The organism is Hyphomicrobium denitrificans 1NES1 (genome assembly GCF_000230975.2).
Classification (GTDB): domain Bacteria; phylum Pseudomonadota; class Alphaproteobacteria; order Rhizobiales; family Hyphomicrobiaceae; genus Hyphomicrobium_B; species Hyphomicrobium_B denitrificans_A.
Genome location: NC_021172.1, coordinates 1,303,705 through 1,324,634 on the forward strand (window position 1 = coordinate 1,303,705; position 20,930 = coordinate 1,324,634).

Consider the following 20,930-nt stretch of genomic DNA (forward strand, 5'->3'; position numbering starts at 1 on the left):
TCAGCGATGTTCCGACGCAATCCACGCGCGTCATAGCCCCGCCATCTCGCGCCAGAGGCGGCGGTTTTTTTGGGTATTTCCAAGAACATATGAAGCGCGAGAGTGGGAACGGGCACCAGCCGGCGAGTAAAAATGAACTTACAACTATACCCGAAAACGCCCGTAAATAGTGGCTGGGATGCCAGGATTCGAACCTGGGAATGGCGGAATCAAAATCCGCTGCCTTACCACTTGGCTACATCCCATCATTGCCGTTTGGAAAACCGGCGCCAGAGCCCCGGCGGAGCGGCACCATAATCAGTCGCCGAAGGGGCGGCAATGGTACGTGGCAATGCGCCCACGAGGCGCCTGTGGAAGGCTCGACGCCTGCGCCGGCATGGGGCGTCGGCTGCGCGGTATTTGGACTTGTCACTCCTACTCAAATCGGGCGCTTGCGGCACCCCCGACAGATCGCTATAACGCCCCTCTCCCCGGCGCCTCCCTATCTCGCGCCCGGGAGGAAAAGCCTAAATTCAGGCTGTCGGTCGGGCGGAGCGTAGCGCAGCCTGGTAGCGCACTTGCTTCGGGAGCAAGGGGTCGGAGGTTCGAATCCTCTCGCTCCGACCAATCCTTTTTCGGGACGGTCTGTAGCGGTCGCCGTCGGATCTGCCCGCCGGATGTTTCTTGCCGCGCTTCGATCCTGTAATCGCCAAATTCAAGTTTGGCCCCGCACAGTTTCGGGCCTATTGAGTTGGCCATATCGTCGAACTGGAGCGTCAAACTCTCTGCGGTCCAGGCGAGTGGAGGTGTCATGGATGATCCTTCCAGCACTCCCGCAGTTGAAGAAAGCGGCAAAGACAATCCGCCAGCGACTCCTTCATCATTATTGGTACGTCCGGCTGTGTGGCTGGCCGTCTTGGCGATCGGCTGCGCCGTGACTTACGCGTTCTTGCTGGCGCATTTCGATCTCTGGAGGCAGCCCAACGAAACGGATTTCGGCGTACCTTCCAAAGACGCGCGAGTCTGGCTCTATCTCCAGCCTCTGCAGGTCGATCCGGTCAACGATTCTCTCCGTACGCGGATCAGCGTGGTACCTGACCCGTTACTTGCCGACCCCGAGACCATTGCCGATCGCGACTATCTTCTCAGAATTCGTCGCGGCAAGCAGGTCGAGCACGTCGCGGTGCGCGCCAACCAACCGCTTCCGGAAGTCGTATTCGACATTGATCTCGACGGAGGAGATATTCGCGACTATCCCCTGGACCAATATCTGGCGACGATCGCGCTATCGGCAAGCGAGCAGGTCCAAGACGGCAAGGAGCGATCGCTTCCGGTCCACGTTACCACTTGGTAGGGCATCCTGGGTTTCAGGGTGAAGGGTCGTCAGGCCGCGTCTCAACGGCTTGGCGAACTGCAACTCCAATTCTCCGTCCACCGTACCGGGGCGGCCGCGTTTTTTGGTATTGCGATATATACTGCCATGATGGTGATGGCGCTTTGCGCCCTAACCGTCGGCGCTCTTTTGTTTCTCGGCATCCGGAGCATCGATGTCGCTCTGCTTGGAGCATTTGGGGCCATGATCTTTGCGCTTCCTGCCTTGCGCAATGCGTTGCCTGGTGCGCCACCTTTGGGCGTGCGCGCCGACGTTCTCATCTTCTTCTGGGCCGAGCTCGTTGCCATCGTCGCGCTTTGCCTTTTCGTCCTGGCTTGGGTGCGTCGTGGTCCAAAGCCGGATGCGAGATGACAATATGCAGAGGGTCGGAGCTTGCTTTCCTGCCACCCCATTTTTACGCGTCGTTCGTATCGTCGGATGAAGTTTCGGCCGGACCGTCCAGCAATTTCAGATCGAGCCCTTCGATCTCCTGCAGGCTCCGCCCTGCGATGCCCTGCAAGTCGCCGTACATTCCCACGGTGGATTCTATGACACCTCGTATCTGCGCTTCGCGCTTGGCCCAGAGGCGTGTCATCGCTTTGCGCTCACGCTCGAGATCGGCCTGCATGTCGGAGATTTTTTCAATGACGGCTTCGATACGATGACGGAATCGTGGGCCGGTTAAATACTGATAGACGAGTTCCACCTTCGTTTGCTGGCCTTCGCCGGCATCCCGAGCCATCGAGAGCTCGATCAGCGACTGGCGCAGTGCGACGGCGACAGCGAGCGCGCAGCGCGTCTCTGCAACCCAAACGCCGTCGATCAAATCGAATGCGACAACGCCTTTTGGAAGCGCGCTCGATATCAGCAGGGCGATCTCGGCTTTGGCGGAGCGCTGATCCTCGCGGAGCTTTGAGAGCCATGAATCGCTCCAGTTCTTGGTGTGCTTCGATTCCCAGAGGATGGTGCCGCAAATCTGGTTCTGCGAGCCGATTACGCGATGCAGGACGTCGCCGCCGAACTCGCCCTTCGGCACCGGCTCGATGACGTCTCTCGGAAAGCGTGCGCGAAGCAGCGATTCGAGTTCCAGTTCCAGCACTTCCCCTTGCAGTTGCTGGGAGCCTTGCTCAGCCCGGCGCTTCAGATCCTCGATCTGTTTGCGCATTCCATCCATCTGCTGGTCTTTTTCGGCCATGCGCAGCTTCAGGCCTTCTTCGGCATCTTGTTTTGCTTTGTCGCGAACGGCCACCAGGGAAGCTTGCACTTTTTTCTCGACGGTCAGATCCAGTTCGCGGCGCGCGTCATCCAATTCCCGCTGCTTACGCAGCAAGTCGGCCTGGGACTTCTGCGCTTCCGCCAGCTTGACGTCGCGTTCTTTCAGGATTTCCTGAAGCTCGCCGATTTCCTTCGCCTTGCGCTCGATATCTCCAGCCGTGCGCAGTTTTGCTTTCTGTGCTTCCTCGGCTGCGATCGTTTCGCGTTCGGTTTTCAGACGTGCGCTGATCTGTTCTTCGAGCGACGCCTTCTGGCGTTCGATGTCGGCTTGGCGCTCGCGGAGCGCGGCCTCTCGTGCGCCGATTGCCTGTTCCTTGTCCGCAATGATTTTCTCGTATCGCTGGCGCGTCGCTGCGATGAGGGGGCCAGCCAGAGATTCATTGAGTTTGATCTCGGTCCTGCAGTTCGGACAGGTGATGGTCGGATCACTCATTCTTTTTCCCTCGTGGCCAGTTCACGGACGGTCTCCCTAATCCGGACGCCAACGTAACCCCTATCCCGACGTTCAATGCTTCGCCGTGTAGGCTAGGAACGCTATCAGCGCGTCGATGTCGGCGTCCGGAATTTTTTCGGAATCGAATCCTATCATCTGCTGCCCGGGCCACGTGCGTACGGATTTCGGATCGCGGATCAAGGCGTGAATTCCGCGGGCCGTCATATACGTCGTGACGTTCATCGGCTGGCCGAGGTCAGGCCCAGTATCGCTTTGGCCTGCGCCGTTCAGGCGATGACAGGGGATGCAGTTTTTTATGAACACCGCTTGTCCGCGGCGCTCGGCGGCGTCAGCGGGGAGAGAGGGATCGACCGCAAGTTGCGGCCAACGGCGTACGGGGTCTTCGACGCCGGTCAATCCGACGAGTGCGAACGGCCACTGCTCGCTGCCGACGCTCGACCGTTCCGGATGCTGCCAGACGAGATAGAACGGTCCGGCGCCCGTTTGCCGGTCCGGCAGGTTCGGCCACGGTGCATTGGGCTCCTCGATTGCGACCCAGGCGATGGACCCGCCCGACGCACCCTGCATCACCAGAGACGCCGGTATTTGCGATACGAAGCCGTCGCTGGCACGTGCTTCGATGGTGTCGAAGCCGAGCTTCGTCACATCTCCGATCAAAGCGATCAACGGCACCGCGCGGTAGGTCATGGTGCGATGATACGAGACGTCGTCCGGTATCGTAATCGACGCGGCATCGGGTCTTATGAGCAGCTCGTGTGCGGTCAGGCGCAGCACGCCTTTACCGAACGATAGCGCGAGAACGTTCTCCTTTGCGGAAAGCGGCGCGGTTGCCAGCATATACATAACGAAAAGCGCTACGATTCTGATCAGCATGAAAGCTCGCGATTTAAACAAGGGCCTTGCGGATGGCATCTAGTCCGTCGGTCAGTGCCGCCGGGCCCGGTTGCAGGATGAGCGGCGATTTGATCTCGTGAATGCGGCCGTTGGCGACGGCAGGAATGTGTTGCCAGCCGTCCCGGGCGGAAATCTTCTCCCGACGGACTTTCTTACCGCACCAGGATGCCAGGATCACGTCCGGCGCGCGGGCTGCGACCTCGCCGGTGGAAACGATGCGATCTTTGGCGGCGGCCGCGGATCGCATTTCCGGAAAGACGTCATCGCCGCCCGCCACCTCGATCAGTTCCGAGACCCAGCAGATCCCCGAGATCATCGGATCGTCCCACTCCTCGAAATAGACGCGGGGCCTGTGCGAACGGGAGCGAGTCTCGGCCGCGATGCGCCGCACACGTTCTTCGAAGGTCCGCGCCAATTCATTCGCCTTCTCCGAACAACCGATCAGCGCGCCCACGGTACGGATCATTGCGAAAATGCCTGCAAGGTTGCGCTGGTTGAAGACATGAACGGCTAGGCCCGCTCGGGCCAGATCGGCCGCAATCCCGGCCTGAATGTCCGAAAATGCCAGAACGAGGTCGGGTTCGAGCGCCGCAATTTTCGGGATGTCGGCCGCGGTAAACGCCGAGACTCGCGGCTTCTCATAGCGGACCCGCGGCGGGCGGACGGCATAGCCCGAGACGCCGACGATACGATCCTCCTCTCCGAGCAGATAAAGTGTCTCGACCGTCTCTTCGGTCAGGCAGACGAGGCGGCGGGCAGGGAAGTCGCGCATGTTTTGAGATTAACAGATGGCCGCGGCGCCGTACCCAGGCTCCTGCCGTACCCAATCGACAAGGGGGCGTATTCGGCCGGGCGTCTTCGTCGCACGGCATTGCGCGTTCGTCGCACGGCATTGGCCGGCCAAATACAGTACCAGATACCATTCATAGCTTCGACAGATGCTGGGCATGAACGACGTGACGCAACAGCAATCGACCCGCTGCGACGCTTGCACGGTCCGCCACCGCGCTGTCTGTGGTGCGCTCAGCCAGAAGGAGATTGAGCGGCTGAACGCGATCGCGCGTCACCGGACGGTCCCCCAGGGCCAAGCGATCGTGGGCGACCAAGACCGCGTCCTATCTTTTGCCAACATCATCTCCGGCGTGGTCAAGCTGACGAAAACCCTGTGCGACGGACGTCAGCAGATCGTCGGTCTTCAATTTGCATCCGATTTTATCGGCCGGCCGTTCCGGGATCGCAGCGCCTACGAAGCAACGGCCGTGAATGACGTTCACCTCTGTATCTACGACCGGCGGCAGTTCGAGCATCTGGTTCGGGAGTTTCCCGGATTCGAGCGCCGCCTGTTCGAAAACACGCTGGACGAACTCGATGCGGCTCGCGATTGGATGCTTCTGCTCGGTCGAAAAAGTGCCGAAGAAAAGGTGGCGAGCTTCATTCTCATGGTTTCGAAGAAGATGGATGGCGTCAGCCGTCAGGGTGGTGACGGGCGTCCGGCGAAATTCGAGCTTCCCATTACGCGCACCGAAATCGCCGATTTTCTTGGATTGACGATCGAAACAGTCAGCCGTCAGGTCTCGCGCCTCAAGAGCGAAAAGATCATCGCTCTCGAGGGGCTAAGAACCGTCGCTGTCTTGGATGTTCCGCGCCTCGAACAGGCGAGCAGCGGCTAATCGCGAGAATCTGGCTCCGCGGGTAGGATTACAGAGCCGAACCCGCCACTGAAATTGTTGGATTTTTTCAGGCGCTGTGTAGCATTTTGTGTAGCAAACCGCGTAGCAGGGAGCCAAAGACCAGTGACTTAAGAGGTCTTTGGCGTTCTGCGATTTATCCAGTGCTCTTTTTGGAACGAGGCGGCTTAGGTAGCGCCTTGGCGGCATTTCCCAGTTCGGCGACGTTTTTCATCCGCTGTGTTTCTTTGTAAAGTTCGTACTGGGTGTGAGCGTGATCCTTCGCCTTCTTTGCCGTTACTCGGCCGAAGCCTTTCAACATGACCCGGCTGTTCAGGGTGAGGATTTCTAAGAGCTTCTTTTCAGCATCTGTCATAGTGACAAGCAGACCGCGCTCCGTCTGATCCTCGAAAAAGTCGAGGACCATTCCGACAAGGCGATTGAGGTCTTGAAGTTCAATTTTGCCTAGATAATTCTTCGCCACGTCGGTATCGGCCTTAAGCACCCGATCACCTTTCCAAGCCGTGAGACCCATGTTTTCAGATTTAGCGTTGGCGCGGGCTTTTATCAGTTCTGCAGAGGTGTGAGCGGTAACTGCGTAAAGCAGTCTGTTCTGAAAGTTCGCAAAGAACTCCTGACAGAGTTTGGATTTTGGATCGTAGTCTTGGCACATCGCGCAGATATGGCGAAGCTCGGCGTACATATTCGCCTCATCCGAGCGAATGTCTCGGATGATTTCGCGAAGTTCGCGGAGCCGATCGACGTTTCCTTTGAGCTTGTCAGCATCAACGACAAAACCTTTGGTGAGCAACTGAACTAACGCCCCAGTCGCCCACTTTCGGAAAATTGTGCCTTGTTTAGAATTGACACGGTAGCCGACGCTTATAATGGCATCGAGATTGTGAAGTTTTATCGGGCGACTGACTTCCCGTTTGCCTTCCAAGCGAACCTGTAAAGATTCCTTACTGGTTGACTCAGCGTCTAGCTCCTCGTCCTTGTAGATATTCGTGATGTGGATGTTGACGTTTTCGCGCGTCACACCAAACAGCTCGGCAATCTCCGATTGGGAGAGCCACATTGTTTGATTCTCAAGATCTACGCGCAACTCGACGCGCTCGCCGCGGGCGGTCACGTAAATCAATGCCTTCGGGGGCTGTGGGTCACTAGTCGAAGACGGATCTGCCATTTTAACGACCTCATGATCGGTTCATCCATCCGACCAGGCGCGGCGTAATCCGTCAGTTGACACGTCCGTAACGAACGGTGCAGTCTTCTGACGTGATCAGCGGCCCTCGCGCTGCTCGGTCTAATTCAAGTTCGGCCGCAAGCTGCCTCGCAAAGTTGGCTTGCGGCCGAATTGATTCTGAGCCTGTAACCATTTTCGCGACCGGTCAACGGTCGATAGCGCAAACGCTTGCTGTGGAAAGCGCTGTGGAAAAGCCAATCGAACCTCGCGTTTCTCTGGGAATTATCGGCATTTTTTGTCCACACACCATGTCGAAAAATAATCAGGCACGTTGTGGATAGCGGGGATAAGAGCGCGCTGGCTTCTGACACGTCGTCTATCTCGGCCGCGATAGATCACGAGTGTTCCGGCTCGCACAAAGCATCACGCGGAACCGCATTACAAGCGCATTAATCCGTGTGCTGATGGTGTAGCGTTTTGTGTAGCAAACTGTGTAGCAAAAATATTTTTGGCTCTAATTCGTCGAATTCTTAAACTCTAAAAATCTATATTTTTCAGTTCGTTATATTATCATTTTAAGGCTAAATATCTGGCTCCGCGGGTAGGATTCGAACCTACGACCATCCGATTAACAGTCGGACGCTCTACCACTGAGCTACCGCGGAATGCCGTGCAATATGCCGGAGAACGCTCCGCATAGCAGAACGTTTCGGCCCTGGCGAGGCCCTTTATTTTCTTTCTTCACGCCCTCGGGCCCGGACACCGAAAGTGTTGCATTTCGACAGGGATGCGGCAACTGCGACGACCAGTCCCAGCGTTCGCCTCGCCGCGGGATTCGCAACCTCGGGTATCGCCTGGACGACACCAAATTCCGGCCTTGTCATGTTTGGAAAGTTTGGAGGCCACGCCCGGAATTGAACCGGGGTACGCGGATTTCGGGGGACCGCAAGGCGGAAGCCATCGAAGCTCTGCAGGAGATCGTTCGCGAGCACCAGGAGCACATCGAGCGCCAACGGCGGTTCCGTCACTTCCTGGTCCGGCACTGGCGCAGCCTGTTCAAGGTGATCGGAGCGTGCGTGATGTTCGCCATCACGATGCTCAATCTGATGGACGTGAACACGGCGGCAAGCCTGTATCGAAAGGCGACGCAGTTTCGCGCGGCAATCCACCAGGAGGGCAGCGAGTAACGCAGGTTTCGATCCCCGACATTCTGCTTCTGGTCGCTGCCGTTGCACTCGTCTCGTCGATCATCGCTACGACGGTCGCGCGGTATGCGTTCGGCGGGCCGCCGGAAAGGGCCATCGTCTTTCATCAGTTCACGCTGGCGGAAAACGAGGTCAAGGCCGACCAAGAGCTGCGGCTGTCGTTCACTTACGACAAGCGGCCGGAGTGCTTCGGCCGGGACGCGGAGGGCGAATATTATTTTCGCGTCTGGTACAGCGACGGCGAAGCCTCAAGCCTTCGCAAGCTTCCTGACGGCCGCGCCGCAAGCGCCGACCCGCCGGGCAAAAACCAGACGGCGAGCCTGACAGTTCGACTATCGCACATCCTGCCGCCCCTGGAGCCCGGTCAGTACGAACTGCAGGTCGTCGGCTCATTCCGGTGCCACGGCGAAACGCATCAGTTCGATCCGTCGCCGCGCGTGCCATTTACGGTTACGAGTTAGGCCGGGTTCAGCCTCTTTCCCGGCCTAAGACGCAGCGGTCCCACACCCTGCGAAGGCCCCGTCCGCGCTTCGGTTCATCCCCGGCGCGGGCGGGGTTTAATTTTTAATTCCGTACTTCCATTCCGCGTAGGGCTTGCCGGTCAGCGACTTGATCATGGCGTGCTTCAACCGCTTCGCAAGAGACAGCGGTCGCGGCGGCCGAGTCGTCTGATGCACAATGACCGCTTCCGGGCCGATGTCGGTAATCTCGAAGGCGGCGTATTGGGCCGGGATTTGCGTGAAGGTAACTCCGCCGGACTGCGATATGGCGCGCAGCAGTAGCTTTTCGTCGTTGAGCTTGACGTGCATGGAGCTGCGCTCGCTGCAGAGTTCGATCCAGCGCTTGAGAAGCCGCGCCGCGCCATCGGTCGGGTTCCAGACGATGATGCGGGACGAGGACCACACAAGATCGCGTTTGTCGGACTGGATGATGCGGATCGGCAGCGCCACATCCGTACCCGAGATCATTTCAAAAAGCGGATGGACCGGCCCGCGAATGATGCAGTCGACGTCCATGAAGACGATTGGCGCGCGAGGATAGAGAGATCGTGCTCCGGCGATGATTTCCGGTTTCAAAAGCGTCGCTGACTTCCAGTCGTGACCGGAGACGGCGAAGATGTGATGCGAAATTCCGATCCGGGCCAAGTTGGCGACGAAGCGGTCTGCGATGGGCTTGTAATTGGGTGTGAAAAAACCGACGACAATCGGCTTGTCGTCGGTTCTTGGAACGCTGATAAAATCCTGCATCAATTTACCTTCCGGCACACCATGAGGGCGTACTTGTGATAGGCGGCCCGCCAGTCGGTTGCAAGGTCGTGGCGGGCCTCGTCGAGCGTCACTTTGCCCGCGCAGACGCATCGCATGGCCTGAATTTCAACCCGGTCCTTGCGGTGCGCTTCTTCCCACGGTTCGAGAGGCCGCTGGGAGCGCCACCGAGACAGAGCGGGATCACATGGTCCAGCTCGTATTTTCGTCCGTCGAGCCAGCTTTCGCCGCGACGAGCTGCGCTTTAATCTCCGCGATCTGATCTTCGAGCGGCACGGCCGCCTGAGTGGCACCTGTCATCGAAAGCACTCGCGGATGCGGTGCCACTCTCGAACTGCGACGATGACCCAGTGACACTGGTCGAGATCGAACATGCCGATGTGGCAGTCAGCCGGATCGAGGGCGAGGGTGCTGGCGAGCCACCTGTAGGCGGCCTTGCGAGCGCTCTGGGAGCCTTGGCGCGAGAACCCGGTCAATTATTAAGCCGCCACATCGGATTGAAAGCCGCGTGCGCGTTCTGGCGGGCCTTCCTGAGGAGGTAGTTGGCGCGGTGCCGAGTGGCTTCGTTGTGCCGGGATGACAGCCGACCCACGCCTGACACGGAGCGCGGTAGTAGAACGGTTTCTCATGCAAGTCGGGGCGCTTGGGATAGACCGTCTCGCCGGTCACCAAGGTTGCATCCGCTCCACAGTGAGCGCAGATGGATGTCGCACCCCCCTCGTCATGTGTGCCCAGTTTTGTGCCTACGCGCGCCGCGTGTTGTGCGTCTCTCGCGCGAACAAGTGTCGATTTATTGGGGTTTCGTATCGCCGGTTTGGAGGCCACGCCCGGAATTGAACCGGGGTACGCGGATTTGCAGTCCGCTGCGTCACCACTCCGCCACGTGGCCTCAACGCTCAGTCAGCGGCGCGCCGCCTCGTTCGCTTTATCGAAAGCGGATCGATTTACTTACCGATGTGATCGGCCCTCTAACATAGAGCGGCAACACCTTACAAGCCGTTACGGCAATCGCCGTTCCATGCGACGGCTTTCCAGTCGCGCCGCAGGATTTGCTCGCGTATAGGATGCTCTGGAAACGCGGCCATACGTCTTGAGTGTTGGCCGGGAGGAAAGTTCATAGCGCGGGAACGGGCAATGGCAGACACCGCTTTACAACGCAAAAATATGGTCGAGAGCCAGATTCGTCCGAGCGACGTGACCGATCGGCGGATTACGGCGGCGATGAGCGCGGTACCCCGCGAGATATTCTTGCCCGATCGATTGGCGAAGTTCGCGTATAGCGATGAGGCTCTTAACGTCGGTTCTGGCGCTGTGATGCTGCCGCCGTCGGTGCTGGCGAGGCTCGTGCAACTCGCGGACATCGATGCCGGCGATACCGTGCTCGTCATCGGGGGGAGCGTGGGGTACACGGCAGCGATCGTCGCGCAGATTGCAAAAGCGGTCGTGGCGCTTCTGCCCGATAGCAAGGCCGCGGCTGCGGCAGCCAATGCCTGCCGCAGCACCGGCACCGACAATGTGACGACCGCCGCCGGTGCCTTGGCAGAGGGATGGAAAGAGCAGGCACCCTATGCCGCTATCGTCGTCGAGGGCGGAGTCGAAGCCATTCCCGAAGCGCTCAAAAGCCAGCTTGCACAGGGCGGACGGCTCGTCGCAATCGAAGTCGAACGCGGGTTGGGCCATGCCTTCCTGCTGCAAAAGAATGGCGAGTTGCTGGTCCGCCGGGATGCATTTCAGGCAGCCGCGCCCTTGCTTCCCGGATTCGAATCTCCCAAGCCTGCGTTCGTCTTCTGATTGGAATTCCTTCCTTTAGGCGCACGGGAGATGACCGCTCCTCCGTGCTGACCGTGACGCCTTTAAAACTCGGCGTCTCTTTTTCTTTGCTTTGGGTGTTGAGACCTGGCGTTCTCGTGCGCGAGAGTGTGTTTCGAGCCACGCCCAGCAGGGAATTATTAATAAGTGCTCGACGGATAGGCGTGCTTAACCAAGTTATCCGGTACGTTCTTGCGTGAGAGATTCGCGTAAGTGGGGGCGACAGGGGGCGAATCGGATAAATGACGCTTCGGCATTTCCGGGGGAGTGCTCGCAAGTTCGGGGCAGCGGGCGCCAGAATGGGTTCATGCAATTGACGAAGATAGCGGAATCTCAACCGTCAAGGGTGCGTGCGCGGCTTAGGTCGCGGTGCGCGGTTTCCGCCTTGCTTGCGCTGGCGGGCATTTTCGCGGTTCCTTCGTCCGGTTTTGCGGAGACGCTGGTCGATGCGCTGTCCGCCGCTTATCAATACAGCCCGACGCTGGATGCGGAACGCGCCCGGCAAAGGGCGCGCGATGAAGACATTGCGCGGGCCAATTCCGGCTACCGTCCCGATATCAACCTTTCAGCGAGCGTCGGCCGCGAGGGGAATTGGACCAAGTCTCCTGCCGGAAATAGCAGTAGCGTGACGTCTCCGCGCGGGTATGCCGTCGACCTTGTGCAGCCTGTCTTTACGGGCTTTCAGGTCACCAATGCCGTGAATGCGGCCGAAGCGACCGACCGGGCGGGACGGGAGACGCTGCGACAGACGGAACAGCAGATCTTGCTCGATGCCGTGACGGCCTTCGGCGACGTTGTGCGCGATCAGGCAATCGTCAAGCTCAATGAGAATAACCTGAAGTTTCTCGATGCCGAGCTACAGGCAACCCAAGACCGGTTCAACGTTGGCGAAGTCACGAAGACCGACGTTGCGCAGGCTCAGGCGCGGCGTGCTGTCGGACAATCGGATCTCGACCAGGCCCGCGCCAATCTGAAATCCAGCCGCGCAATTTTCGAGCAGGTCGTTGGACATCCTCCGGCGAACCTGGTCGAACCGAATCCGAATACGAAGCTCGTGCCGCGCAGCGTTACCGACGCGATTGCGATCGGGACGAAAGAGAATCCGCAGGTGGTTCAGGCGCTCTATTCCGAGCAGGCCGGGCGTTTCAACGTCGATCAGATTCGCGGCGAATTGCTTCCGCAAGCGCAGCTCGAAGCAAACTGGACGGATAGTTTCGATCCGTCAGAGCTCATCGACCGGGGAAGCACCGCATCCGTCGTCGGTCGGGTCAACGTTCCAATCTATCCGGCGGGCGGCGAAGTCTATGCGCGCTTGCGTCAAGCGAAGCATACGCACATCTCGCTTTTGCAGCAGATCGAGGAAGCGCGCTCGCTGACGCAATCGCAGGTCGTTCAGGGGTGGGCGCAGCTTCAAGGGTTTAAAGCGCAGGCCGAATCCGATCGGGCATCCATCACGGCAAACACGACGGCGCTTGAAGGCGTCAAGGAAGAAGAGCGCGTCGGTCAGCGCACATTGCTCGACGTCTTGAACGCGCAGCAGGAGCTTCTCCAGTCTCAAGTCAATCTTGAGACGACAAAGCGCAATATTCTTGTTGCGTCCTATACGCTTGTGTCGGCGATCGGTCGTCTCAGCGTTTCCGAAGTCGGCGCGGCTACGGAGGTTTACCACCCCGAGGTGCATTATGAGGATGTGCGCAACAAGTGGTGGGGCATCGACATTACGCATGACGATGGTCGCCGTGAGCACATCGACGTTCGGGACAAAGGCGCTCCGATCAAATAGGCGGCGCCCTTCTGGGCTTGCCACAGCCGGTTTTTGGCTCGTTTTGGGACGTTTCGGCGCGATAGTGTGCTATCGCTGCCTTGAGAGTGCCGCGCTCCGGGGATAACTGATACCGGGATCGTTGCCGGCCGTTGTGCAACCTGCCACCATATTTCCTATCGGAGCAGATGATCCGATTGAGGATGGTGGCCGGGACAATCGCTAGCCCCGCGAAGTTCTCTGGCCCTTGAACACGGGCATCGCCGTCGCGAGAAGGTACGAGTATGTCGAGATTTGAGCCCAACGTCGAACCGAGCATGGAGGAGATCCTTGCCTCGATCCGCAGGATTATTGCGGAGGACACGTCGGGTTCAAGGACTGTGCCGCCGCCGGCACCACCGACACATGCGCAGCCGTCGCCGGTGCGCCCCAACGCGGGTGTGAGGCCTGCGGCATCGCCACAGCGCGGGTTCATGTCTCGCGAGGCGTTTATGAAATCGTCGTCACCTGCCGACGATCCGGGCGAGCGGCGTTTTTTCACCCCCGTCACCCCGCAAGACCCGCTGCCCGCAGCCGATGCTGCATCTGGGCCGGTGAGCGAGGTCGGCACCGCGAAGGCATCGCCATCTTCGCACGTTCCGGAGGACGTGAAAGTCAATGTCGAGGCGAAGCCGGCTGAAACGGCGACGATCAAAGCTGAGAAATCCTCGGCACCCGAGAAATCAGATGGGCCGTTGGATAAGACGGAGCCGGACAAATCCGCAGACAAATCCATAGCGGCCGAGGTCAAGGCGATCGTCGAAGCCGAACAGAAATCTTTGACGCCCGAAGCGAAGTCGGAGGCGCAGATCATCGACGCGCAGCTCGTGGAGCTTCTCGGCGAAGACCTTAAGGCGCTGCGCGAGTCCGATGAGCGTGAGGATCGAAAGAATGCGCACACGCAAGACGTCGTCGCAAAAGCGGTGCCTTCGCCTGAGACATTGACTCCGAAATCGCCAGAGCCTGTCGCGAAAATAAACGGAGCATCATCGAGTACCATAGCGCCGCCGCCGGCGGCCGACCGAGACGAAACGCCGGATGTCCGTGACAACGCCGACCCATTCGCATTCGATCTCGGGCCGTCGCCGTTTCTGCCGCGGTCCATGTCCGAGAAATCGCCGGAACCAAAAAATCCTATCGAGCCGACGCCTGCGCCTCAGCGTTCACTCGGCTCGCAGCGTGATGACGCCGGATTATCCGCCGCGCAGGGGTGGGCTAAGACCAACGACGCCCCGCTATTTCCAGAGACTGCGCGGCCGACGACTTCGTCTCCGAGAAGCCCGGAGCCTGCGACGCAGCCCACGCCTCAGCGCCCCGCGACCTTCGCCATACCCAGCGTTTCGGCGACCCTTGGTCCGCAGCGGAGACTCGAACCGCTGTCGGAGTCGTTCAAGCCGGCGGTTTCCGAGTACCGCAAGCCCGTGGAGCCGCCGCCGGATCCGTTTCCGTTCCACGATTTTGCTAGGAGAGCGGAAACTTCCGTTGAGCCGGGCCGCGCCGCTCATGAAGGCAGGCTGCAACCGGCACCACCGCCGTTGTCCGCTCTGCCGCCGCTCGATGCGGAAGCCGATCCAGTTGTCGGCGGCGACCGGACGATGGAAGACGCCGTCGCCGATCTTCTGCGGCCGCTTCTCAAGACATGGCTTGCCGAAAATATGCCAAAGATCGTGGAGCGTGCTCTTCGCCGGGAAATGACGGAGCGTTTGTTGCCAGGGCATCAGAACGTCCGCGACTAACTCCCTGACGTGGAATGCGAAGCTTGAGCAAAAGCGGAGGTATCTCCGCTTTTTTTGTATCTGCAGCAAATTTTTCTTGATCGTGACTTTCGCCACACGGTTGCCGCGAGTGGGCCTTAGCAATTTGTCTCACGCGGGCGAAGCCAATTCACAATCCAGGTGATGCGGTCCGCTCGAGACGTCACTGGGGGGTCTGAGCTGCAGTCGGAATGCGCAGCGCTTTCTTTCCAGAATCGACGAACCGGAGGGGCAACGGGGTGCCGACGCGGTTCTGCGAAGTTGTATTCGTACGCAGAGAGGAAGCGTCATGAACTTGATGAATGGAGCAAAACACGACGTCGAAGACATTCTTGCATCGATCCGCACGAGTATCGCTGATCGGTCGCCGGGGTTCGACGTGGAGAGGCGGGAGGCGCGCGTGACGACGCTCAGAGGTCGCGGCAATATTGCCGACGAGGCACTGGAATTTGAACTGCCGGCTATTTTCAAGGCGCCGGCACAACCTGCGGCCGAACGGCCCAATTTGCTCGGGCGACTGAGTGAAGCTCTCGGAACGAATGCGCAGCATGCGCAAGAAGGAGAGTGGGGCCGAAGGACGGCGCGCACTGTCATTCCCTTCGAACCGATCCATGGGCGCATGATCGAGCCGCCGCCGCCGGTGGCCCTCGATACCGTTAAAGAGACGAAGGCGGCAGCCGTTCCTCCCAAGGACGACGGCGTTAAGCGGATCATGCCGACATTTTTCGACACGCGCATGAGCCGCATGAACCAGACGGCGCCCGTGCATCAGCCTGAACCCGAGCCTGAGCCGGCACCGGTTCACAGGGCGTTCGCGCCCGAACCGCCCCGGCTTCCCGATGGCGGAGCCGTTGCAGACGGCGGCGTCGAAGATGCAGCGGCTCAGCTTCTGCGTCCGATCCTCAAGCAGTGGCTGACCGAAAATATGCCTAAAATCGTCGAGAAGGCGTTGCGCGACGAAACGGGCAAGCGCTGATCCTGAAGCGTCGCAAGTCGGCGCTCGCACGTGAGAAGGGGGTGGCCAAGGTTGACAGCGTATGAATGTCAGCCTTACGACCGGGGTCGAACAACCACGGTTGGAAACGACACCCCCTCAGATGCTTGAAAAAACGTTCCGCCCGGCCGAAATCGAGCCGCGCATCAATTCCGAATGGGACAAGGCTGAAGCGTTCAAGGCCGGCCGTTTCGTCTCGGGAGGAAAGAACGCTTCCTATTCCATCGTGATCCCGCCGCCGAACGTGACGGGATCGCTTCATATGGGGCACGCTCTCAACAATACGCTGCAGGACATCCTCGTGCGTTTCGAGCGCATGCGGGGCCGCGACGTCCTTTGGCAGCCCGGTACCGACCACGCCGGCATCGCGACGCAGATGGTCGTCGAGCGCCAGCTCGCCGCGGAGAAGCAGCCGTCGCGCCGCGAGCTTGGCCGCGAAGAATTCCTGAAGCGCATCTGGGCGTGGAAGGAGGAATCGGGCGGCACGATCATCAATCAGTTGAAGCGCCTCGGCGCATCGTGCGACTGGTCGCGCGAACGCTTCACGATGGACGAAGGCTTATCGAAAGCGGTCGTGAAGGTCTTTGTGCAGCTCTACAACGAGGGGCTGATCTACAAGGACAAGCGCCTCGTCAACTGGGACCCGAAATTCCAGACGGCGATTTCGGACCTCGAAGTCGTGCAGGTCGAGGCGCGCGGAAAGTTTTCCTGGTCGAAGGATATCGGTGAGCCGTTCGATGCAGCGGCGCTGGCGAAAGTGCTCGCGAAAGATCCAAGCGGGCACATGTACCATTTCCGCTATCCGTTGGCGAAGAAGGTGCCCGGCTACGACAAAGATTACATCGTCGTCGCGACGACGCGGCCCGAGACGATGCTCGGCGATACGGGCGTTGCGGTACATCCGGAAGACGAACGCTATGCGGCGCTGATCAAGGCGGGCGCCAAGGTAAAGCTGCCGCTCGTCGGGCGAGAGATTCCGGTCGTCGCGGATGAGTACTCCGATCCCGAGAAGGGAACGGGTGCGGTAAAGATCACGCCGGCGCACGACTTCAACGACTTCGAGGTCGGCAAGCGGCACAATCTTTCGCAGATCAACGTCCTCGACGCCTATGGCAAAATGGTCGAGGACGTTCCGAAAACTTATCGGGGGCTCGATCGCTTCGAGGCGCGAAAGAAAGTTGTTTCGGACATCGATGCGCTGGGCCTGCTCGAAAAGATCGAGCCGACGAGCCACACCGTTCCGCATGGTGACCGCTCAGGCGTCGTCGTCGAGCCGTGGCTGACCGATCAATGGTACGTCAACGCCGCCGAACTTGCGAAACCCGCGATGGCTGCCGTCGAGGACGGCAAGACTGTCTTTGTCCCGAAGAACTGGGAGAAGACCTACTTCGAGTGGATGCGGAACATCCAGCCGTGGTGCATCTCGCGCCAGCTGTGGTGGGGCCATCAGATTCCGGCGTGGTACGGGCCAGACGGAAAATACTTTGTCGCCGCGACCGAGGAAGAAGCGCAGGCGCTGGCGCGGGAGTATTATTCTTCTCCCTCTCCCCGCGGGCGGGGAGAGGGTTGGGGTGAGGGGCAGCCTTCATCGTCTACGCAAGCCGCCGCCCCTCACCCTAGCCCTCTCCCCGTTGAAGGAACGGGGAGAGGGGATCGCATTACGCTGAAGCGGGACGAGGACGTGCTCGACACGTGGTTCTCCTCGGCGCTGTGGCCATTCTCGACGCTCGGCTGGCCGGATGAGACGCCGGAGCTTGGCCGCTACTATCCGACGAGCGTGCTCGTCACCGGCTTCGACATCATCTTCTTCTGGGTCGCCCGCATGATGATGATGGGCCTCCACTTCATGGACGAAGTGCCGTTCAGGGACGTCTACATCCATGCCCTCGTCCGCGACGAGAAGGGGCAAAAGATGTCGAAGTCGAAGGGCAACGTCATGGACCCGCTCGTCCTGATCGACGAGTTCGGAGCCGATGCGTTGCGCTTCACGCTTGCCGCGATGGCGGCGCAGGGCCGCGACATCAAGCTCGCGAAATCGCGCGTCGAAGGCTATCGCAATTTCGCAACGAAACTCTGGAATGCCTCGCGCTTCGCCGAGATGAACGAGTGCGTGCGGCAGCGCGATTTCGATCCGAAATCCGCGACGCAAATTTTCAACAAATGGATCATCGGCGAAGCTGAGCAGACGGCGAAGGCCGTCACCGGCGCGCTCGAAGCCTATAAATTCAACGAAGCGGCGGCTGCGATCTACGAGTTCGTCTGGGGCGAGTTCTGCGATTGGTATCTCGAACTGATCAAGCCGCTGCTCGCGGGCGACGATGAAGATGCGAAAGCCGAGACGCGCGCCGTGACGGCGTGGACGCTCGATCAGATCCTGAAGATGCTGCATCCGTTCATGCCGTTCATCACGGAAGAGCTTTGGGCGCATATGGTGGAGCACGGCGTCAAGCGCGACGATCTTCTGGCGCTCAGCCAGTGGCCGGCGCTCGACGGACTCGTCGAACGCGAAGCGGTAGATGAGGTGAACTGGGTCGTATCGCTCATTTCGGAAGTGCGATCGGTCAGAACCGAGATGAGTGTCCCGGCCGGCGCGAAGGTGCCGCTCGTCGTGGTCGGCGCGGACGAAGCCCTGCGCGCGCGTGTTCATCGCAACGATGAGACGCTGAAACGGTTGGCCCGTCTCGACGGCATCGATTTCGCCGACGTCGCGCCGAAGGGCGCGGCGCTGATCGTTGCTGGAGAGACGACGGCGGCTCTGCCGCTTGTGGGCATCATCGACATGGCTGCGGAAAAGCGGCGGCTCGCGAAAGAAATCGAGAAGGCGGACGGCGACCTCAAGAAGATGGAGGCGAAGCTTTCCAATCCACAGTTCATGGAGCGGGCGAAAGAGGAAGCCATCGAGGAAGCGAAAGAGCGCAAGGCCGAACTCGAGGCCGAGATCAAGCGCTTCTCGGCCGCCCTGAAACGGCTGGAGGATGCGGCCTAGTCGGATTGATCCTCTTCACTCCATGGCCGGGCCCGACCCGGCCATTCAGAGCTATTCGTCGCGCGATCTTGGATGGCCGCCTCGGAGGGCGGCCATGACGAGATTGCAGTGCTGGCCATATTTCGAGCTGTGCAGGGCGGCGACTAAAGCGCGCCTTGAATGTCGGCGAAGTTTTGGACCGTGCTATTGGCCGTCGTCAGAAATTTGAGCCGCAGCGCCGTCAGCTTCCAGCCGACATGCGTCAACTCGAGTTTGCCGAGATAGAGGCGTGTCGGATCGTTCTTGTCCGCCATGTCGATCTCGAAGGTCGTGAGGCCGGTGAACTCGGCGCGCTTGACGCGCGACCAGGCGCGCGAGATGCGTTCCAGGATCGGAAGCGTGTTCGTTCCGTCGTCTCCCGAGACGTAGTTGCGATATGCCTTGTGCATCGTGAAGAGCTGCGGCAGGCCTTCCGGCGTCACGTAGGAATCGACGAGGCGATTGACGGCGCCATGGCCCCAGTAGGCTTTCGCCCTTTGCCAAAGGCTTGGGGGTTCGGCAGACGGCTGATCGGGATTTGGCAAGTCAAGAGCCGCCGTTGCGATCGAGGGCTTCAGCGTTTCGCGCACGCTCGGCCATTCGATTGCGGTCGTAAGATATGCGGAATTACCGTTGCGCACGGCTTCGCGAATATTCCACGCCGTGACGAACGGCGCGCCGACGTAGACGACGGCGGCCAGGAGCGTAAGCACGACAGCGACGCAAAGCGATTTCATGGATCCGTCAGTCTCTCCGCTGTTCGGCAATCCGAACGTTACACCCAAATCTGACGATCTTCAGGCTGAGCAAAACCAATGGCGCGATGCCTCAATCCCCGTTTTCCGGCTTTTGCGGTCCGATCGTCGTTTTGCAGATCGACTTCAGCTCCTCCCAGGACTGCTCGTCGAGCGCCGGCGTTGCGGGGTAATCGGGCTGCTCGCGGACGAGCTTTGCCCGTTCGGCGGCCGGCGGATGCGTGCGCAGCCAAGCGAATGCGCCGCTCTTTGCGCCGCCTGAGTTCTCCGCCTCCATCTTGGTCACGCGCATGAAGAAACCGGCGAGTCCCTTCGGCGCGATGCCGGCGCCCTTGAGCAATTGAAGCGCGTCGAGGTCGGCCTGATGCTCGGCACCGCGCGAGTAGCCAAGCTGCGCCAGCATCAGACCGGCATTTGCAAGGCCGCCCCCGCCCAGCATAACCTCCACGGCCGCCGCAAGACCGATGCTGCGAATGATACCCGTCTCGGGATGCATCTCGATTCCGTGGCCCATCTCATGCGCCAGAACGCCGGCGACTTCGTCAGGGCTTTCGGCTTTGTCGATCAACCCCTTGGTCAGAACGATCTGGCCTCCGGGAACGGCAAAGGCATTCATCAGCGGCCAATCGTAGACGCGGACGCTGAAGGAGATGCCTTCCGGCGCGGCTTTTGAAAGCCGCGCAGCAAGTTGCGAGAGTGCGGCGACGCCGTTGGCATCGACGCATTGCTTGTGCCCTTCCGTCATCGACTCGCGCGCAGTATCGCCGAGCCGCTGGCGCCAGCTATCGGGCAGCGCCGCTGCAAACGATTTGAGCGGACTCCAGCCGGCGGCGAAGCTCGCTGCAACCGCCAATGCGACGACTGCGGCGAGGAGCAGCCCCCACCTCCAATTGCGCCAGCGGGCAGCGCGCGCGGTCAGATGCGGGGCATAGCCCGTCAGATCTGCGGCGAACCGGGCGCCCTGCACGAACAGCGATGCGCCTGGTTCCCCTGGCGAGGACAGAAGCACATCGATCGCGTTCGGACGCACCGGCTCCAATGTCTTGAGTCTGTCGTAGTGCCAGAGTCGCTTTGGATGACCGGGCCCAAGATTGATTTCGACCCCACTGATGGCCAGCGTCGCCGTCCCATCCACAGGCGAGGATGATCGTCCGGCGGTGAAGCGGCAATAATACCGGTTGGGGCCGGCATTCGTCCTGTCACTTGGCGGCATCGGGAAGAGGTCCGGGTATTTACCTTCGGCGCAGACACGCCGCACCGGCCGTCATCTAAGCATGCCGCGGCAGGAAATGAATGTCTCCGGAGGGACAAACTCGGGCCGTTGCGATGACGCACCCCAGGCCCATCCGAGCGCGTGCTGACGTTTTTCGAGACGTCCACCTGTGCCCTGCTCAGGCCGTCTCTTTTGCTCGTGCGGATTTACCATGATCGGCGACTTGACGTCCAAATGTTGCTGCTGAGCAACTTATTGGAGTGGCCGCGCCACTTTCGAGCCACAAAGACCGCGCACGTCCAG

At 60.0% G+C, this 20,930-nt stretch carries 16 protein-coding genes, 4 tRNA genes and 2 pseudogenes; 10 read left to right on the plus strand and 12 right to left on the minus strand.

All coding sequences use genetic code 11. From position 1 onward, the window contains the following. Positions 1-170: 170 nt before the first annotated feature. A tRNA-Gln gene (locus HYPDE_RS06185) sits at positions 171-245 on the minus strand. Positions 246-529: 284 nt separating this feature from the next. Between HYPDE_RS06185 and HYPDE_RS06190 the strand changes: the two genes are divergently transcribed. Both HYPDE_RS06190 and HYPDE_RS19575 read left to right on the plus strand, forming a co-directional pair. After that, positions 530-606: transfer RNA gene (locus HYPDE_RS06190), tRNA-Pro, on the plus strand. Between the two features lie 184 nt (positions 607-790). Then, positions 791-1,723, plus strand: a pseudogene (locus HYPDE_RS19575) (DUF4436 family protein). A 43-nt stretch (positions 1,724-1,766) separates the two neighbouring features. On the opposite strand, the gene HYPDE_RS06205 reads toward HYPDE_RS19575, so the two are convergent. The 3 genes from HYPDE_RS06205 to HYPDE_RS06215 all read right to left on the minus strand — a co-directional run bounded on the left by HYPDE_RS06205 (position 1,767) and on the right by HYPDE_RS06215 (position 4,746). Then, positions 1,767-3,059, minus strand: a complete 1,293-nt coding sequence (locus tag HYPDE_RS06205) for a DUF2130 domain-containing protein (RefSeq protein ID WP_015597550.1) — start codon at positions 3,057-3,059, stop codon at positions 1,767-1,769. 72 nt (positions 3,060-3,131) lie between these two features. Continuing rightward, the gene (locus HYPDE_RS06210; protein WP_015597551.1) at positions 3,132-3,953 is read right to left on the minus strand and encodes a c-type cytochrome; all 822 of its coding nucleotides are present in this window, start codon (positions 3,951-3,953) and stop codon (positions 3,132-3,134) included. A gap of 13 nt (positions 3,954-3,966) precedes the next feature. After that, the gene (locus HYPDE_RS06215) at positions 3,967-4,746 is read right to left on the minus strand and encodes a cobalamin-binding protein (protein ID WP_015597552.1); all 780 of its coding nucleotides are present in this window, start codon (positions 4,744-4,746) and stop codon (positions 3,967-3,969) included. Positions 4,747-4,921: 175 nt separating this feature from the next. On the opposite strand from HYPDE_RS06215, the gene HYPDE_RS06220 reads away from it, so the two are divergent. Then, complete coding sequence (locus tag HYPDE_RS06220; RefSeq protein WP_041320947.1) at positions 4,922-5,644, plus strand: Crp/Fnr family transcriptional regulator; 723 nt, start codon at positions 4,922-4,924, stop codon at positions 5,642-5,644. 154 nt (positions 5,645-5,798) lie between these two features. Here the strand turns inward: HYPDE_RS06220 and rhuM are convergent, their stop codons facing one another. Together rhuM and HYPDE_RS06230 are read right to left on the minus strand one after the other, a co-directional pair. Beyond that, entirely contained in the window at positions 5,799-6,827 is a 1,029-nt protein-coding gene (gene rhuM / locus HYPDE_RS06225; protein WP_015597554.1) for a RhuM family protein, read from the minus strand. Positions 6,828-7,417: 590 nt separating this feature from the next. Then, positions 7,418-7,492, minus strand: a tRNA-Asn gene (locus HYPDE_RS06230). A 249-nt stretch (positions 7,493-7,741) separates the two neighbouring features. Between HYPDE_RS06230 and HYPDE_RS19090 the strand changes: the two genes are divergently transcribed. After that, positions 7,742-8,014, plus strand: a complete 273-nt coding sequence (locus HYPDE_RS19090) for a hypothetical protein (protein ID WP_144061214.1) — start codon at positions 7,742-7,744, stop codon at positions 8,012-8,014. After that, complete coding sequence (locus tag HYPDE_RS06240) at positions 7,900-8,493, plus strand: hypothetical protein (RefSeq protein ID WP_015597556.1); 594 nt, start codon at positions 7,900-7,902, stop codon at positions 8,491-8,493. The genes HYPDE_RS19090 and HYPDE_RS06240 overlap by 115 nt, the downstream gene beginning before the upstream one ends. A 96-nt stretch (positions 8,494-8,589) precedes the next feature. On the opposite strand, the gene HYPDE_RS06245 is transcribed toward HYPDE_RS06240, so the two are convergent. From HYPDE_RS06245 to HYPDE_RS06255, 4 genes and pseudogenes are all read right to left on the minus strand, one after another. Continuing rightward, positions 8,590-9,279 carry a hypothetical protein gene (locus HYPDE_RS06245; RefSeq protein WP_015597557.1) on the minus strand — a complete coding sequence of 230 codons (690 nt, stop codon included), beginning with the start codon at positions 9,277-9,279 and terminating at the stop codon, positions 8,590-8,592. Positions 9,280-9,593: 314 nt separating this feature from the next. After that, entirely contained in the window at positions 9,594-9,773 is a 180-nt protein-coding gene (locus HYPDE_RS19695; protein ID WP_015597558.1) for a zinc-finger-containing protein, read from the minus strand. Between the two features lie 79 nt (positions 9,774-9,852). Next, positions 9,853-10,122 (minus strand): annotated as a pseudogene (locus tag HYPDE_RS19815) (hypothetical protein); the annotation flags it as partial. Continuing rightward, a tRNA-Cys gene (locus tag HYPDE_RS06255) sits at positions 10,113-10,186 on the minus strand. The gene HYPDE_RS06255 and the pseudogene HYPDE_RS19815, both read right to left, overlap by 10 nt. Before the next feature lie 245 nt (positions 10,187-10,431). Between HYPDE_RS06255 and HYPDE_RS06260 the strand changes: the two genes are divergently transcribed. From HYPDE_RS06260 to HYPDE_RS06280, 5 genes are all read left to right on the plus strand, one after another. After that, a complete protein-coding gene (locus HYPDE_RS06260) occupies positions 10,432-11,088 on the plus strand; it encodes a protein-L-isoaspartate O-methyltransferase family protein (protein ID WP_041320078.1) in 657 nt (218 codons plus the stop codon). Between the two features lie 403 nt (positions 11,089-11,491). Continuing rightward, entirely contained in the window at positions 11,492-12,889 is a 1,398-nt protein-coding gene (locus HYPDE_RS06265; RefSeq protein WP_244437791.1) for a TolC family outer membrane protein, read from the plus strand. A 263-nt stretch (positions 12,890-13,152) separates the two neighbouring features. Continuing rightward, positions 13,153-14,643 carry a DUF2497 domain-containing protein gene (locus HYPDE_RS06270; RefSeq protein WP_041320080.1) on the plus strand — a complete coding sequence of 497 codons (1,491 nt, stop codon included), beginning with the start codon at positions 13,153-13,155 and terminating at the stop codon, positions 14,641-14,643. A 307-nt stretch (positions 14,644-14,950) separates the two neighbouring features. Beyond that, complete coding sequence (locus HYPDE_RS06275) at positions 14,951-15,637, plus strand: DUF2497 domain-containing protein (RefSeq protein ID WP_015597564.1); 687 nt, start codon at positions 14,951-14,953, stop codon at positions 15,635-15,637. Between the two features lie 121 nt (positions 15,638-15,758). Further along, complete coding sequence (locus HYPDE_RS06280; protein WP_041320082.1) at positions 15,759-18,641, plus strand: valine--tRNA ligase; 2,883 nt, start codon at positions 15,759-15,761, stop codon at positions 18,639-18,641. Positions 18,642-18,784: 143 nt separating this feature from the next. Here the strand turns inward: HYPDE_RS06280 and HYPDE_RS06285 are convergent, their stop codons facing one another. Together HYPDE_RS06285 and HYPDE_RS06290 are read right to left on the minus strand one after the other, a co-directional pair. Then, positions 18,785-19,396, minus strand: coding sequence for a DUF2939 domain-containing protein (locus tag HYPDE_RS06285; RefSeq protein ID WP_015597566.1), 612 nt, complete (start codon positions 19,394-19,396; stop codon positions 18,785-18,787). A gap of 91 nt (positions 19,397-19,487) precedes the next feature. Then, on the minus strand, positions 19,488-20,672 hold the full coding sequence (locus tag HYPDE_RS06290; RefSeq protein WP_015597567.1) for a M48 family metallopeptidase: 1,185 nt from the start codon (positions 20,670-20,672) through the stop codon (positions 19,488-19,490). Positions 20,673-20,930: the final 258 nt, after the last annotated feature.